Annotated in this window: 14 protein-coding genes and 1 riboswitch; of the genes, 4 read left to right on the top strand and 10 right to left on the bottom strand. The window is 30.0% G+C overall.

Going from position 1 to position 16,374, the window contains the following annotated elements; all coding sequences use genetic code 11:
- Positions 1–8: 8 nt before the first annotated feature.
- From CUEA01_RS16300 to CUEA01_RS16315, 4 genes are all read left to right on the top strand, one after another.
- The gene (locus tag CUEA01_RS16300; RefSeq protein ID WP_234122750.1) at positions 9–962 is read left to right on the top strand and encodes a methyl-accepting chemotaxis protein; all 954 of its coding nucleotides are present in this window, start codon (positions 9–11) and stop codon (positions 960–962) included.
- A 54-nt stretch (positions 963–1,016) separates the two neighbouring features.
- A riboswitch (THF riboswitch) is annotated at positions 1,017–1,117 on the top strand.
- 140 nt (positions 1,118–1,257) lie between these two features.
- Positions 1,258–1,860: a folate family ECF transporter S component gene (locus CUEA01_RS16305; RefSeq protein ID WP_234122751.1), complete on the top strand. Its 603-nt coding sequence runs from the start codon at positions 1,258–1,260 to the stop codon at positions 1,858–1,860.
- 23 nt (positions 1,861–1,883) lie between these two features.
- Positions 1,884–2,675, top strand: a complete 792-nt coding sequence (locus CUEA01_RS16310; RefSeq protein ID WP_234122753.1) for a thymidylate synthase — start codon at positions 1,884–1,886, stop codon at positions 2,673–2,675.
- On the top strand, positions 2,676–3,155 hold the full coding sequence (locus CUEA01_RS16315; protein WP_234122754.1) for a dihydrofolate reductase: 480 nt from the start codon (positions 2,676–2,678) through the stop codon (positions 3,153–3,155).
- A gap of 231 nt (positions 3,156–3,386) precedes the next feature.
- On the opposite strand, the gene CUEA01_RS16320 is transcribed toward CUEA01_RS16315, so the two are convergent.
- The 10 genes from CUEA01_RS16320 to CUEA01_RS16365 all read right to left on the bottom strand — a co-directional run bounded on the left by CUEA01_RS16320 (position 3,387) and on the right by CUEA01_RS16365 (position 16,070).
- Positions 3,387–4,829 (bottom strand): M20 family metallopeptidase, encoded by a 1,443-nt coding sequence (locus CUEA01_RS16320; protein WP_234122756.1) that lies wholly within the window; start codon positions 4,827–4,829, stop codon positions 3,387–3,389.
- A gap of 137 nt (positions 4,830–4,966) precedes the next feature.
- The gene (locus tag CUEA01_RS16325) at positions 4,967–7,897 is read right to left on the bottom strand and encodes an insulinase family protein (protein WP_234122758.1); all 2,931 of its coding nucleotides are present in this window, start codon (positions 7,895–7,897) and stop codon (positions 4,967–4,969) included.
- Between the two features lie 137 nt (positions 7,898–8,034).
- The gene (locus CUEA01_RS16330; protein WP_234122760.1) at positions 8,035–8,796 is read right to left on the bottom strand and encodes a LytR/AlgR family response regulator transcription factor; all 762 of its coding nucleotides are present in this window, start codon (positions 8,794–8,796) and stop codon (positions 8,035–8,037) included.
- 61 nt (positions 8,797–8,857) lie between these two features.
- Positions 8,858–9,343 carry a hypothetical protein gene (locus CUEA01_RS16335; RefSeq protein ID WP_234122762.1) on the bottom strand — a complete coding sequence of 162 codons (486 nt, stop codon included), beginning with the start codon at positions 9,341–9,343 and terminating at the stop codon, positions 8,858–8,860.
- Positions 9,340–11,085 (bottom strand): ABC transporter ATP-binding protein, encoded by a 1,746-nt coding sequence (locus CUEA01_RS16340; protein ID WP_234122764.1) that lies wholly within the window; start codon positions 11,083–11,085, stop codon positions 9,340–9,342. Before CUEA01_RS16340 ends, CUEA01_RS16335 begins: the two co-directional genes overlap by 4 nt.
- Positions 11,085–12,851, bottom strand: a complete 1,767-nt coding sequence (locus CUEA01_RS16345) for an ABC transporter ATP-binding protein (RefSeq protein ID WP_234122766.1) — start codon at positions 12,849–12,851, stop codon at positions 11,085–11,087. Before CUEA01_RS16345 ends, CUEA01_RS16340 begins: the two co-directional genes overlap by 1 nt.
- Positions 12,852–12,950: 99 nt before the next feature.
- Positions 12,951–13,919 (bottom strand): hypothetical protein, encoded by a 969-nt coding sequence (locus CUEA01_RS16350; RefSeq protein ID WP_234122767.1) that lies wholly within the window; start codon positions 13,917–13,919, stop codon positions 12,951–12,953.
- Positions 13,920–14,556: 637 nt separating this feature from the next.
- Positions 14,557–14,871 (bottom strand): thioredoxin family protein, encoded by a 315-nt coding sequence (locus CUEA01_RS16355; RefSeq protein ID WP_234122769.1) that lies wholly within the window; start codon positions 14,869–14,871, stop codon positions 14,557–14,559.
- Between the two features lies 1 nt (position 14,872).
- Positions 14,873–15,787, bottom strand: a complete 915-nt coding sequence (locus CUEA01_RS16360; protein ID WP_234122771.1) for a trigger factor — start codon at positions 15,785–15,787, stop codon at positions 14,873–14,875.
- 28 nt (positions 15,788–15,815) lie between these two features.
- Positions 15,816–16,070 carry a TIGR03905 family TSCPD domain-containing protein gene (locus CUEA01_RS16365; protein WP_234122772.1) on the bottom strand — a complete coding sequence of 85 codons (255 nt, stop codon included), beginning with the start codon at positions 16,068–16,070 and terminating at the stop codon, positions 15,816–15,818.
- Positions 16,071–16,374: the final 304 nt, after the last annotated feature.

The following is a 16,374-nucleotide window of genomic DNA, read 5'->3' on the forward strand; positions in this document are numbered from 1 at the left end:
TCTTAATTATGATAAATATTTTTAACAACCACAAAAAAAACACATTTTCTCATGAAGTAATAGAAACAACTCAAACCCCAAATTACACTGATGAAATATTTGAATTAAATAATGAAATTCAGAAGCAAATTAATAGTTTACTTACAGATGAAGGTTCTATGACTTTGGCATTTAATTCTTTACAAGAAGGTTCAAAATATACAACTTCTCAAATAAATGAAGTAAAAGAACATCTAGATTTATTATCAAACAATAGCGAAAACACACAAAAATTGGTTAGCAATGTATATAATAGCCTTGATACTTCATCAACAGAAATTAGCAATGCAAAAAATGAAATGCTTATATTGCTTAATCAAATAAATAGCGTTTCTAATACATTTGAAGAATTTTTCAATTTATTTTCCGAGCTTCAAAAGCACTATAAAAGTATAAAAAACTTTGCCAATATTATAAATGAAATAGCTGATGAAACAAATTTACTTTCATTAAATGCTTCAATTGAAGCTAGTAGAGCTGGCGAACATGGAAAAAGCTTTTCTGTTGTTGCCAATGAAATCAAAACACTATCTCTCTCTACGCAAGAAAATGCCAAAGATATAATGGAAGTTATAAATTTAATGACAGATTCCATGTCATTATTAAGCAGCAAAACACAAGAAGGTAAAAGTGCGCTATCTAATACTACAAGTTTGGTTGAAAATTCAAATTTAATATTAAATAAAATAACAAAATCAGAAAATGATGTACTTGCAAATATAAATCTTGTAAAAAGCTCTCAAGATGATAATCTCGGAGGAATTCAAGAAATAACCGCAAATTTAACTAACTTAGTTAATAAATCTGAAAACGAAAACTTAGAACTTGAAAACTTAATTTTAAACGTACAAAAGAAATCAGATTTTTACCTTTATATTTTAAATCATCTTAATCAAATTAAACTTCTGCAAGAAAAGGAATAGTATTGACTTTTATAATTCTATATTATAAAATGAAGCAAAATAAATAAAAAACATGGCAGAGTAGATAATTGTTGGTTATACGCCCAAAGGACGGGGAGTTGCTTTTGTGGCGAAAAGCGTTAATGTTTACCGTACATTTATCGCATCCCGCTGCTACATAACGGAGTTAATGATAAATCACTTGCAGCTTAAATTGTACATGTTCCAAAATGTAAATAAGCTTTATTACCTAACACGTTTTATCATATTCCCTCCTATATGTGGCTAAATGCCATATTTTATAGGAGGTATTTTTATGGAAAATTTTAATAACATTTCACTGTTAAAATCCAATTACTGGATTGCAGCAGCTTCAGAACTAAAAAAACTAAGAACTCTTACTTTTGCAAGTATAATTATTGCATTTAGCTTAGTTATCAATTCTTTTTCTATTCCTGTAAGTGAAAATCTTCATATTTCGCTAACCTTTTTAGTATTTTCTCTTGGATCACTGATATTTGGTCCAGTTGTAGGCTTATTTGTTGGTGTTGTTTATGATCTCCTTAATTTTGTAATGCTTCCATCTTCATTTTTCTTTCCCGGATACACTCTATCTACCATGTTGGAATTCTTTATTTACGGATTATTTTTTTATCATAAGCGTATTACAATTTTTAAAATTTTTCTTGCAAAATTTTTAGTTGATTACGGCATTCATGTATTTCTTGGTTCACTTTGGAGTAAAATCTTATTTAATAAAGGATATATTTATTTCTTTACAAAAAGTATTATAAAAAATACTATCATGCTTCCAATAGAAGTTATAATTTTAGTTTTATTACTTCAAGCACTGCAACCTATACTTATTCGTATGGGGATTATACCAAAGCAAAATTGTGAAAGGATACCACTTATATAATTATTAAATGGGAGGAATTTTAAATGAATACATCTGATAAACAATATTTGAATATAGTAGAAAATATCTTGTCAAAAGGATACTATAGTCAAAACAGAACTGGTATTGCAACTTTTAAGTTGCCACATCAGATTATGCAGTTTGACTTATCAAAGGAATTTCCTATATTGACCACAAAATTTGTAGCTTTTAAAACTGCTGTTAAAGAACTTCTTTGGATATATAGAGATCAATCAAATGACGTAAAAAAATTACAAGAACAAAATGTCCACATATGGGATGAATGGATGCTGGAGGATGGCACAATTGGAAAAGCTTATGGATATCAAATATCAAAATTTAAGCAAATCGATAAGCTAATAGATACTTTAAAAAATGATCCTCAAAGTAGAAGAATGATAATGTCCATGTGGAATATAGCTGATTTACCTGATATGTCACTACAACCATGCTGCTATGAAACTCTTTGGGATGTTGAAGGCGATAGATTAAACTGCATGCTTGTACAAAGAAGTGGAGATATTCCTCTTGGCGTACCATTTAACATGTGCCAATATGCCGTATTAGTAAATTTAATTGCCCATGTAACTGGCTTTAAACCTGGAATTTTTACACATGTTATAAACAATGCCCATATATACGAAAATCAAGTTGATGGTATGAAACTTCAACTTACTAGAAAAAATGAAACCTACGACGCACCTACACTTTGGATAAACCCAGAAATCAAAAACTTTTACGACTTTACAATAGATGATATAAAGTTACTTGATTATAAGCATCACGATAAAATAAAAATGGAGGTATCTGTCTAAATGTTAAGCATGATAGCAGCTGTAAATGAAAATAATGTAATAGGTAAAAATAACAAACTCGTATGGCATATACCTGATGATTTAAAAAGATTTAAAAAATTAACCACAGGTAAAGCTATTGTTATGGGCAGAAAAACCTTTGAATCCCTGCCAGGAGTTCTTCCAAACAGAAAACATATAATTATAACTCAAAATATGAACTATACCTATGATAACGATAATGTAGAAATAGTTCATAGTATTCAAGAACTTCTTAAATACAAGGATTGTAGCGATGAAATTTTTGTTATAGGTGGTGGAAAAATTTACAAAGAACTCCTTCCCCACTGCCAAAAATTATATCTAACAAAAGTACATTCAAATGAAGAAGGAGATACTTATTTCCCTAGCTTTGATATGAATAACTATAAAGTATTAGAAAGTGAAGAACATGATGATGGTAATACTAGATTCACTTTTTTAACACTAGAATTAATGTGAAGCGTAAAAAAAGAGTAGAGAGTAAAGAGTAGAGAGTAGAGTGAATGATGATTTTCTTCCGTTTCACTACAGAAAATCTTAAAACTTATTTTTGATTGCTTACGCAATCGCGGCATTACTGTTGTCAGCTTCGCTAACAACAGTTAAATTTAAGATTTACCTGACGCAAGGAAAGGTAAATCATCCTTCACTCTACTCTCTACTCTCTACTCTATTTTAATCTTCTTCCAATTACCTTATTGGTGAAGGTTTTACATCTTCCGGAATAGGACATGTGTAAGCTTCATTTCCAAGTCTTCTTTTAAATTCATCTTTAGCCGCAGCCAATATTTCTTGATTTTCAAATAACTCAACTGCTGACAAAGCAAGTACTTTACCCGCTTCAAGCATACCCTTATGAAACAATTCCTCTTCACCCTGTGCCACAAGCTGCCATGAATGTCCTGGTGTATCCTTTGCATAGCAAACTGTTGTAATTTGTGCAGTTGGAGTATTCCAGCTTACATCACCAACATCCGTTGATTCTGGGAGTACTTGGTTTGTTGGTTTATATGGATAAACTATATCTATAATAGCTTTATTTTTGATAGCCATAATTATTTCTTTAGCCTCTAAACCATAATAAACTTTAAGTTCGTCTTCACTTACTTTTTTTTCTCTTTCGCTAAAACTTTTCCTTATTTCTTTAGCAAATTCTATATCTTTTTCATCTATTGGGACTGGTCCTACTTCTTTAAAGCTTTTGTAAAGAACTTTATCTAGGGTATCATTAAGAATAAGATTTGAACTCCCTCTATCAAATACTATTTCAAGCTCCGTATCTGTCATTAAGGCTGCCCCTTTAGCAATATTAATAACTCTATTATATATTTCTCTTGTATCTTTCATTTTAGGCGCACGTATTTGATACAAAACTGATGCATTGGCTTGTACTACGTTTGGAGAAAATCCACCACCATCTATCATTGCATAATGAATACGAGCTTCTTGAATTACATGTTCACGAAGATAATTTGCACCTACATTCATAAGTTCTACAGCATCTAAAGCACTTCTCCCTAAATGTGGACATGCTGCTGCATGAGCGCTTTTACCATGAAATTTAAAATAAACTTGAAGTGTAGCTAAAAAATTCATCGCCCAAACGGCGTTTTCACTTCCTGGGTGCCAAGTTAAAGCTGCATCAACATCATTGAAATATCCAGCTCTTGCTATGTACGCTTTTCCAGAACCACTTTCTTCTCCAGGACATCCATAATATCTTACTGTACCTTCTATATTATGCTTTTTCATATATTCTTTGACAGCAAGTGCTGCTGAAAGTGAACCTACACCTAATGCATGGTGTCCACATCCGTGACCTTTTCCACCATTTTCAATAGGCTTTTTATATGGTACTCCTGATTCTTGACTCAAACCATAAAGCGCATCAAATTCTCCTAAAAAAGCTATTACAGGCTTACCACTTCCAAAGCTTGCAACAAATGCCGTTTCCATATCTGCAATACCTTTTTTGACTTCAAAGCCCTCTGCCTTCAATACCTTACAAAGGATTTGTGAAGATTTATATTCCTCAAATCTAGTTTCGGCAAGTGCCCATATTTTATCACTTAGTCTAGAAAACGCATCTCCATTTTCTTCTATATACTTTAGTATCTCATTTTCATAATTCATCTGTAAATTGAATCCTCCATTTTTCATCTGTAAATCTCATATAATTTTACTTAAGCTACCTCTAAAAATTTATTATACCTTAAACCTAAATAAAAAAGCCACCCTAATTTGAGTGGCTTTTTTTACATTACTTGCATTTATTCAAACACATCAACAAGATTATTAAATATATCTTTATTTGCTTTTAATTTCATATCATTTCCAAGTACACATATACAATTCTTATCATTAACATCCTTCAAAAGTTTTGAGAAAGCTTTTATGTCATCCTTTTTAGTACTTAAAACTTCATCTCTTTCTTTTTGAATATCGCTATCAGTAATTCCTTTAAAATAATTTTCATCTGAACGCTCACCTTTTTTTCTAGGTGTTAAAGGAGAATCTAAACTTGACACTGTTCCAATAATATATTTTGTCATTTCATAATCATCGGCATTGAAATTTTCGATAAATTTTGGTACTTCATCATAAACCTTTATAGTTTCTTTAAGATTAGGATCCCTATAAGACCAAAAAATCAGGTTGCCATTTTGAGCCATAGAAATTCCGCATCCATAAGCTCCCCCCATAACTCTTACGTTATTCCATAAATAATCTAAAGATAATATATTTCTTAAAACTTGCAATTTACCTGAATAATCATAACCAAGTTTTTTAAAATTAAATCCCTTAATTACATATTGAACTTTGCTTGAAGTTATAAGCGCTTCATTATTAGATGAATTTTCAAATGCAGGTAATTTTCCTTTATTGTTTGTATTTTTAGATTTAAGCTTTAATTTATCGATGTTATTTTCAAATGAATCAAAAACATCTTTTTCTCCTGTTAAACCTATTACTAAATTATCTTTATTAAATACTAATTCACAAACTTCTTTTAAATTTGAGGCTATTTCTGTAGATTTGTTATCTACATCTTTATCAAGTTCACATATGAATTTATAGTATTCTAATCCGTTTAATTTTTCATTGCATTTACCTGATGCTGAAAAATACGATGTAAGTCTTTTTGCAGCAACTGATTGACCACCTTCATTAATAGCCATTTCATTTCTTGATTTTACTTCCTGAATTATTTCTTTTATTCTCTTCTTATTATCAAATTTGCTTGAATGCATAATTTGCTCTATAAGTTCAAATGCATCTCCTACTTTGTCTGGAAGTACTTTTGATTTAACAGTGAATTTGTGATAATATTCATCATTGTTATTCTTATTAGTATACACATTACTTACAAAACTTATATCTCCAGTTTTTATATTTATCTCATTTGCTAATTCTTCATATTTATATTTTTCAGTATCCACTCTTCCTAAAAATTCCTGAAGTAAAGAAATATATTGTAATTTATCCTCTGGAATACCCAAACAATCAAAATATAAGTTAAAATAAACAATTTTATTTGTAAATATTTCATGGAAAAGTGTCTTAACACCATTAATATCTTTTTCAGTACTAGGAAGTGCTTCTGCTTTTTTGTCTATATCTTCTAAAGAAAGCATAGGGAGTTTTCTCAAATCTTCAGGTGAATCTTGACTTGATTGTCTTTTCTTTAAGCTTTCAGTTTCTGAAACAAGCTTATTTATTTCATCGCTGCTTAAAGCTTCCTTTACTCCTTTTAATTTTTCCGCAAGCTTTTTAGCAGTTTCTTCAGCAATTGTTTTTGAAGGCTTAACTACAACAAAGCTCTTATGATTGCTATTTAAAATATACTCTTCAATTAATTTTTCAAAATAATTTTCTGTTAATCCCTTCTTAACCTTTGCTAAGGTATCTTCAAATTTTAAATTTATAAGTGGACTTTCATCATAAAGCCAGCTATCCATTGCCTTAACACTATAAACAAGTCCCTTTGGCATATTTCCATAGTCTGCTTCCCTCATTTGAAACTCTTTAACATTTATTGCTGCTTCAATTAACTTTTTATCAATTCCATCTTTAACAAGTTTATTAAGCGTATCAGTTACAATCTTCTCTAAATCATCCTTTTTGTCTTCATTTGAGTTTTTAACGACTATTGATAAATATGGCTGAATAATACTATTGTCATACATTCCAAATACATCTTTTCCTATTTCTGCATCAATAAGTGCTTTTTTAAGCGGTGCAGCTGGACTTTCCAATAATAAATATTCAAGTACATCAAATGCAAAATATGTTTCTGGATTTGTGGATTTTGATACAGCAAAGTTAAGGCTTAAATATGTTTTATCCATTTCTGATTCGTTAGGCAATATAGGATATTCTTCTACAACCTCGGCATCCTTTCCAATAGGGTTTTGAATTGCAATGCTTGAATCTACATCTATTCTGTCGTAAGCACTTAAGTACTCCCTATCAAGGAATTCTAATTTTTCCTCTAAATTCATAGTTCCATAAAGATATATGTAGCTATTTGCAGGACTATAGTATTTTTTATGTGATGCTATAAAATCTTCATAAGTTAAATCTGGAATATTCTTAGGATCACCACCTGATTCAAAACCATAAGAAGTATCTGGGAAAAGTGAATTTTGTATTTTTCTCATTAAAATTCCTTCTGGTGATGAAAAGGCTCCCTTCATTTCGTTGTATACAACACCCTTGTAGGTTATATCTTCCTCAGCACTGTTTAATTCATAGTGCCAGCCTTCCTGCTCAAGTATTTGTTTTGTTTTATATATATTAGGGTGAAGCACTGCATCCATATATACATCAATTAAATTTAAAAAATCTTTATCATTCTTACTTGCAACCGGATACATTGTCTTATCACTAAAAGTAAATGCATTCAAAAAAGTGTTTAAAGAACCCTTAAGAAGTTCTACAAATGGCTCTTTAACAGGATACTTATTAGAACCACATAGTACAGAATGTTCAAGAATATGGAATACACCAGTACTATCTTTAGGTGGAGTTCTAAAACTAATTGAAAATACCTTGTTATCATCATCATTTTCTAAATATAAAAGTTTTGCACCACTTTTAACATGCTCAAACATAAATGCTTTTGAATTTATTTCCTTAACATCTTCTTCACTTACAAATTTAAAACCGTGGTAAACATCGTTTTGCTTAAAAGAATTCATTATTATTCCTCCTTACGTAGTATACTTCTATATTTCCTTTTTTATAATCCAAAAATACATCAAATATAAATATGATATTATTATAGCAAATATTTATGTAAAATTATACCTTAATAAATTCATTAAATTATTTAATTTTACATAATTAGCTTAATATACTTATTTTTTAAAAGTTCCATTATCTCTGAATATTTATTTCTACTTAGAAGTACTTCGCCATTATATCCTTCAAACATAATAGAATAACTTCTTGATTCTGAATTCACCTTTATAAACGATATCATAGCTAAATTCACAATAAACGATTGATAGCATCTATAAAAGTTATATTCTTTAAGCATTTCTTCAAGTTTATTCATTGAATAACCTAGTAGCAATACCTCTTTACCATCAACACATACTATTCTATTTTTTCTATCGTATCTTTCAACAAATAAAATGTTGTTTATTTTTAATAATTGATACCCAATACTTGTTTTAATCATAATACTTCTGTCCAATGAATTCCTCTTATACTGTAATAAGTCATAAATGTATATCACTCTATTGAATACTCTTCGCATTTCATCACCACTTGGAGGCAAGCAAAAATATTCAGCACATCCACATTGAAAAGCAGCATATGCATAACTTTTATCTCTGCAATATAGCACTATCATAATTTCAGGATAATTATACTTAAGACTTGCTGCAAGGTATGTTCCATCTCCTCCAGTCATGGGATTAAATTCTGCATTTGAAAACACAGCATCTACAGCATTCTTTTGAACATATTCAATTGTTTCTTCTGCACTTGCGAAAGAACCTATAATTTCAAACATGCTATAGAATTTCAAAATTCTAATAATTTCATCTCTGATATCATCATTTTTTTCAGCAACAACAACCTTAATTTTCATTTCATATCACCTTGCATTATTTATTATATTAAGTATAATATATCCACTTAATCAAAACAAATTATTTATTTTTTCCAAATTTTTCAAATAGTTTTATAACCTTTGTACTATCCCCTTTATATCCTTTTAATCCTATGGCAAATGGTCCATTACGTTCTGGCCACATTATATTACCCGAGCCCCACAAATCAATATATCCATTATTTTTCAAGCTATAATATGCCTTATATTCAGCACTGCCTTTTACAAGATTTTTTACATCCCACCAGTATATTTCTATACCATTATACAGTTGTGCCTTGGTTGCAACTCCATCTGTAAGACGATTATGTTTATCGAGGCTTATAAGTCCATTATCTGCAAAATATTTAACAAGATCATCATATGTCATATTCCATACTGGACTATTTTTATCATCTGACTTTACAACCTTCAGATTTTCCTTATTAGTAGGTTTAGTAAAATCCTTTGAAAATCCAACAAAAGACACTGCAGAAGCAAATATTAATATTAAAAAGATAGAAAATATAATAGTAAGTTTCTTCATATTACGCTCCTTTCTAACAAACCATATTTCTCAATGTAATCTTTATAAGTTTGACTTGTCATTAAAAGTTCTTGGTGTGTACCTGATGCCTCTAAGCGCCCATCATTTAGCACTATTATGTTATCTGCCTCAATTACTTCCTTCATATCATGTGAAATAAAAATAGTAGTTTTACCTTTCATCAAAGTCTCTATAGCATATTTTATTGAATCTCTTGACTGATAATCAAGATTTGCTTTAGCCTCATCAAGCAAAATATAATTTGGCTTTTGGATTATAGCTCTTGCAATGGCGATTCTCTGCTTCTGTCCTCCAGATAGTTTTCCACCACCCTCACCTACATTTGTATCATAACCTTGTGGCAGATTTATAATAAAATCATGGGCATTTGCTAGCTTAGCGGCACTTATAACCTCATCATCTGAAGCCTGTCTTTCTAAACCATATAATATGTTTTCTCTAACTGTACCATCAAGAATCAAAGCATCCTGAGATACATAGCTAAACTGCTGTCTTAAATTTTGAAGATTATATTCAGATATATCGTTTCCTTCACCTAAATAGATCGCTCCAGAGGTTGGATTATATAATCTAAGTAACAACTTAAACAAAGTAGATTTACCGCCTCCGTTATCACCAACAATTGCTGTAGTTTTACCATATGGTATTAAAAGAGATAGATTATTAAATATTTCATTTCCCTTATTATATTCAAATGAGACATTTTTAAAAATTATATTTTTTTCTTCGCCATTATTGTCAATTTTCTTTACATTTCCCGTATTTTCTTCATCCATATCAAGAATGCGATTAGCATGTTCAAGGACTCCTTGAGTTCCCTTAATACCTTGATAATCGGTCAAAATTTCAGCAAGGTATTGATTTACATTTCCAGTGTAAGTATTAAAAGTATTTATTCCAGTGGGTTCCATTTCTCCTTTTCTAATCATTGAAGAGCCTATAACTGCAACAAAAACTGTACACAATTTAGTATAAATAGAATTTATTGATACTTGGACTGCAGACATGAAAGCAGAATAAATTCCAGCCCTATATTGACTGTTTATTGCCTTATATCCTTCTTCTATTTCGTATTCTTCTATAGCTTGTGTCTTTACAAATTTAGCACTGGACAAATGTTCCGAAAAAAATTCCGTCATTTTTTTTGAAGCATTATAATTTTTTTTCATCACCTTATACTGAAGTCTTCCTACTATAAAAAACATCGCCACAGCTAGAGGAATTAAAAGAAACAAATAAGTTGTTACTGTTGCATTATATTTATAGATAATTATATATGCCTTAATAAATCCATAAACTGAAGAAGCAAAAAGAGATATCATAGTTATTGTAGTGCTAGCTTGTTCAACTGAAATAGTTACCCCTGAAACTAGTGATGACGGCTGTTCTTTGTCAAATTCTTTCATAGATATGTGAACAATTTTGCGCCATATTATTTCCCTAGCTCTTAATATAATTTTTTCACTTCCATATGCTGTCATCATATTTTGAAATAACGCTATAATTGAATTGATTACTGTTATAAACACATATCCAAGAATTGTTGAATTATATAAGTCACCTTTATTTATAAGAATTGTGTATTTTGAAAGTCTTAGCATCAACTCAGCATTAACAATTCCAAGCACCATAGCTACTATAAACATCCACCATGGAATTTTAAATTTTGTATAAAAACGAAAAAATGGTTTCCAAATTTTTTGCTTTTTTACTTTTTCCATTATAGTTTCACTTCCTTACCATTAACAAACTGTTGATAATATTTGCATCTTGAAAATAATTCTTTATGCGTTCCCGCGTCTATAACATTTCCTTTCTCCAATACAATAATATAGTCTGCCTCAATTACATTCTGTATGTCATGTGAAACAAAAACTGTTGTTTTCCCTTTCATTACCTTTTTCATAACTTCTAGAGCATGAACCTTTGATTTTATATCCATTGCTGAAATTCCCTCATCCATTAATAGATATTTTGGCTTTTTAAGTATAACCCTTGCTACTGCAATTCTTTGTTTTTGCCCTCCTGAAAGTTTAGAGCCACTTTCTCCAACCTGTGTATCATATTTTTCTGCAAATTTATGAATAAAATCATAGGCACCAGCCTCTTTGCATGCATAATCAATTTCCTCATCTGTCACTTTATGTTTTACACCTAGTAATATATTCTCACGTATAGTACCCGAAAACATCATACTTTCTTGCGTAACATAACATATATTCTCACGATAACTTTTCATGTTAAAGTCATTTATATCTATATCGCCAATTGTTATTTTTCCATTATCTAGTTCATACAAATGGTCAATCAAATTAAGCATTGAAGTTTTACCGCTTCCAGATTTACCTATTATGAGCGTAGTCTTACCTTCAGGTATTGACAAATTAAGATTTTTAAATATATAACTTTGTCCCAAATTAAAGTCCACATTATGAAATTCTATATTACCAGAAATGTTCTCCGCCAACTCATTTGTTCCTCTAGATTCATTTTGTTCCGCAATAATATTTGCCACACGCTTCGTAGCTCCTTGAGAAGCCTTAAAAGTTACCCAATTTCCAGAATATGATGATAATGTATTAACTACTGAAGTTGAAAAAGCAAAATAAGCCACCCATTGTGCCAGCGTTAAAGTGCCATTAGAATAAAATCCTCTTCCAACCATTATAACGAAAATAAACTGCAAAGCACCAGCTACAGCATATATAGGATTTCCAAGATTCCTAATCCAATTATTTTTCACCCTAAAATGATACAAATCTCTCATTTTTTCAATTCCATTTGCAGCTTCTTTATTTTCTGTGCCAAATGACTTAATTAACAATATATTATCCACTTTTTCTGCAATATTTCTGGTAAGTTCTGCATTCTTTCTATTGACAGTATCATTAATACCAAAGTTCAACTTACCCATTACAAATGCAATTAGTATAATAATAGGACATACTGCTATGAGTGAGAACATAAGATTTTTATTATATGTTCCAATTTTCGCAAATGTCGCATATAGCATATAGCTTGATGTAATAGCTTGTATAAAGACATTCATAATAAGAGTACCAATAACAGAAGTATCAGTTGTAATACGCGATAAGAGTTCTTTAGGTTGATTTTGAGTATAATATTTCATTGGTATATATACAATCTTTTTCCACAAAGTACGCATTAAATTACGGCTAATGCGAGCAATACAAATATTGCTTACAATTGAGCTTATAGTTCCAATAATCATGTTTACAAAAGTATATATTAAAAAAGGGATTATTACTCCTACAAAACTAACATTTCCAGCGAACATCTTTGCCGAATATTCCGTAACATTAATACCTATTTTAACTAAAAAAACACTAAGCGCAATGTAAGCGGCAATCCACAAATATGGAAGTCTACCTTTCCATAACATATGAAAAAACTTTTTTGCAGAACCTTTATCTGCTATAAGAACGCCATCAAACATATTATTTTTTACTTTATTGTTAATTTTCACAATTTATTTTCCTCCTTATTACGTTAGATTAAAGTTTGTCGCACTGAAAAATGTTAAGTTCAATAATTTCCAGTGCGACAGCCACTTTTTTATTATATATTATTTATTTTTCTTACCATCAAAGCTTATTGCAAAACCTTTATAGTATGCATCAACATGATAAGTATATTTTGTTGCCTTTAAATCATTTTTGTGTTTTGTATTCATTGCTGAATAATACCGTCCTTTAGAATCACTTGTATAACCTGTAATTGTATGTCCTCCTTTTTCCAAAGCCAAATAATTCGCATAAGCTGCTCCTAAAGGCTCTCCTCCAAAATAAAATATTGTAACTCCGTCAGCATAACTCCAAGAAGAAGTAGCAAATGAAACTTGGTTATCTTTATCATCCACAGCATTACCACTTTTATAAGTAGTCTCAAGATCTGTAAATTTAGCAGGATTTGAAATATATCCTTTTTCCTTAAATAGTTTAGCAAGTGAAAGTGCTGAATCCATGTAAGCAAGTGTATCCGCTTTATTGTCTATTGATTTAAAATCATTGATTACAGCATCTTTTTTAGCATAATTGCTTGCAAAGGCAACTGCAAACGACCCATTAACTGCCGATGTATTAAGAATTGCAGCACCTCCTCCTAAAGCAATTACTCCATTATTATTTTTCATAGAACTATAATTTTCATAATTATTTGTTTTATTTGCTTGATCCCACCATAGAAGCCATAAACCATTGTAATCATATGCTTTATCAGCAATATTTGTTTGGGTAAACTTGCCACCTGTTTGATCCTTAAGATATCCTTTCGTTGAATTAATATCAACAGGTTTAGCATCTTCGGAAATATACCCTTTGGATTGTAAATATTTCACCATATCCTCGTATGAAGAAAGTTCTGCATTTATTTTTTTTATTTTAGGAACTTTTTTTAGACTATTAAAATATTCAACCATTAACTGATTCTTAGTAGGTTTGTCCCCTCCCTGACTGCTACATCCTGATAAAATCATAAGTATCATACATAAAGATAAACATATGATTGTGACTCTTTTCAATTTAATTTTTAACATTCCTTTTCATCTCCCTATTCCACATAATACATCTATCAAATATGCAATTAATAATTAATTCCGTTCTAAATACAGAATTCATTAACTAATCATCATATTTAATACTACATTTTCATTTGTCATTAAATTTATTATATATTTAATATTTTCACCAGTATATACTATAAGTCTATTCTGTCAGCTTCCAAGCTTATATTGTCATAAATATGAGCGTTGGATTTTTATGCCCACTCAATAGCTTACAAAAATAATAAAACCCAGTAGAAAATCATCTTAACTTTTCTACTGGGTTTACCTCTATAGATATACAACTAACTTAAAAAATGTAAATTATAAGTACCAAGTTTATCCTAGCAGCAATATTTTTCAATTCACAGTTCACGATGCACAATTCACAATGAAGGAAGATTTTCCTCCGCCTTGCTATTGAAAACCTTAAAACTTATTTTTTTATTGCTTGGTCAATAGCACCATTTATGACGCTAAGCGAAGCTTATAATATTTAAATTTAAGATTTACCTGACGAAAGGAAGGCAAATCATCCTTCATTGTGCATTGTGAACTGTGAATTGAAAATATTAGCATAAGGATACATTTGGTACTTATAATTTCAATGTTTCAAGTTGTCTATCTATAATTAGTACATATACTTAGAAATCATTTTTTTTACGTCATTTGGTTGCATTACTCCAATATGTGTTTCTACAAGTTCTCCATTTTTATAAAAATAAATATTTGGAACAGTATAAATTGAATATTTTTCGGCAAGTACTGGATAATCTGTTATATTTGCTTTTACAATATTGACAAATGGGATTTCTGCATTGATATCTTCTAATATTGTAGAAAACATTTTACATGGTACACATGTAGTAGAAAAGAAATCGACAATAACAAAATCCTCATTAATCAAACTTTCAAAATTAGTATCTGTTGCTAACTTAATTGACATGCTAACCAACCTCTTTCCATAAATATTCTTCTACATATTTCTTAATCTTTTTAAAATAATATCCTTGGCACTGTTTTATTTTATAATCTTCAAATAAATTTGATTTTATAGACTCATCATCAGTAATATTACATGTCTCTGTATATTCTTTCTCACTTACGCTAAAGCCTTCTTTATCAGCATAATATTTTCCAACTAAGTAATCATTAAGGCTCTCCCAAGCATTACTCTGTGTCAAACATACTAATTCTTCATATGAGCGTACAGGAATTTTACCTTGAAACTCTTTCTCTGTCATTTTCTTTATATCTAGACCTTCCTCTCTCGCTATATAACTGCATCTTTCAAGCTCAATATTTACTACCTTACCCCAATCCTCTTTTTTTAAGATAAAATCACTTTTTTCTCTCACCTGCTGCATTACATATTTAATTGCAGCATAAGCTGCATTTTCAATACTTTCTTTTTTCTGAAGTTTTATAAGATGACCTCTATAGTCCTCAACCGTCTTAACTCCATCTATTTTAAGTTCCTGTACCATTTCATCTGTAATATGAGGCACCACTCTTTTAACTATTTTATTTATAGTTACTATAACATTATTTTTATCTATAACTACAGTTTTCATATCACCCTCATGCAGCCCTATAACTTCTTGCTCTAGATATAAATTGAAGAGTCCCTTTCCAATACAAATTTTAATATTATCCTTATTATATTTCTTAATATCAGAATTTAAGCTACATATTATGATGTCATCTTTATTTACAATATCTCCGTCAACCCATTCAATTTTACTATTAATCAATCTATTCATTTCTACATCAATTTTTTTCTGATCAGCAGCAAAATTTACCTTATACTGATTAAGTTCAATGTTATTATAATCGTAAAGATACGCTATTCTCGATTTCATAGATATACACTCCTTAATATAATTTGCCTTATTGTTCTTTTAAACACTCTTCAATAGCCTTTACAAACTCATTGGGACAAGAAGACCCCCCATGACAATCTATACCCTTTAGCTTTAATATTACATCTTCAGCATCCATACCCTCAACAAGCCTTTCAATACCAGCAGAATTACCTTTGCACCCACCTGAAAATTTCACATTCATTATTGCTCCATCAATAATATCAAAACTTATTTCTTTAGCACATACTCCTTCAGTTTTATAATTAACGTGCTTATTCATAATTTAATCCTCCCTCGTACAATACAGTTGTATACCGCTCACCCAATAAATATTAGACATCTCCACTACATGTTAAATTAATGCTATAAACATTATGATAAAATTTTGTGTTACTTTAACTCTTATTTTAATTCTATATTTTATTTAGCATTTTTCAATGCGTAGTGACTATTTAGACAGTTTTTCTGCTCATATTGTACTTAAACTCAATATAGGAGGATGTGAAAAAAGGTATTCTATAGGTTTTACTATACCGCACATAAAGCCTTATGAGCGGCTCATAAAAAATAATACCTATATTTTT

Origin of the sequence: Clostridium hydrogenum, assembly GCF_021432385.1 — a bacterium.
GTDB lineage: Bacteria > Bacillota > Clostridia > Clostridiales > Clostridiaceae > Clostridium_S > Clostridium_S hydrogenum.

Coding starts and splice junctions, on each gene's coding strand:
- CUEA01_RS16365 (WP_234122772.1), bottom strand. CDS start 16,070: ATGAATAAGCACGTTAATTATAAAACTGAAGGAGTATGTGCTAAAGAA.
- CUEA01_RS16360 (WP_234122771.1), bottom strand. CDS start 15,787: ATGAAATCGAGAATAGCGTATCTTTACGATTATAATAACATTGAACTT.
- CUEA01_RS16310 (WP_234122753.1), top strand. CDS start 1,884: ATGAATACATCTGATAAACAATATTTGAATATAGTAGAAAATATCTTG.
- CUEA01_RS16300 (WP_234122750.1), top strand. CDS start 9: ATGATAAATATTTTTAACAACCACAAAAAAAACACATTTTCTCATGAA.
- CUEA01_RS16335 (WP_234122762.1), bottom strand. CDS start 9,343: ATGAAGAAACTTACTATTATATTTTCTATCTTTTTAATATTAATATTT.
- CUEA01_RS16355 (WP_234122769.1), bottom strand. CDS start 14,871: ATGTCAATTAAGTTAGCAACAGATACTAATTTTGAAAGTTTGATTAAT.
- CUEA01_RS16350 (WP_234122767.1), bottom strand. CDS start 13,919: ATGTTAAAAATTAAATTGAAAAGAGTCACAATCATATGTTTATCTTTA.
- CUEA01_RS16340 (WP_234122764.1), bottom strand. CDS start 11,085: ATGGAAAAAGTAAAAAAGCAAAAAATTTGGAAACCATTTTTTCGTTTT.
- CUEA01_RS16305 (WP_234122751.1), top strand. CDS start 1,258: ATGGAAAATTTTAATAACATTTCACTGTTAAAATCCAATTACTGGATT.
- CUEA01_RS16320 (WP_234122756.1), bottom strand. CDS start 4,829: ATGAATTATGAAAATGAGATACTAAAGTATATAGAAGAAAATGGAGAT.
- CUEA01_RS16315 (WP_234122754.1), top strand. CDS start 2,676: ATGTTAAGCATGATAGCAGCTGTAAATGAAAATAATGTAATAGGTAAA.
- CUEA01_RS16330 (WP_234122760.1), bottom strand. CDS start 8,796: ATGAAAATTAAGGTTGTTGTTGCTGAAAAAAATGATGATATCAGAGAT.
- CUEA01_RS16325 (WP_234122758.1), bottom strand. CDS start 7,897: ATGAATTCTTTTAAGCAAAACGATGTTTACCACGGTTTTAAATTTGTA.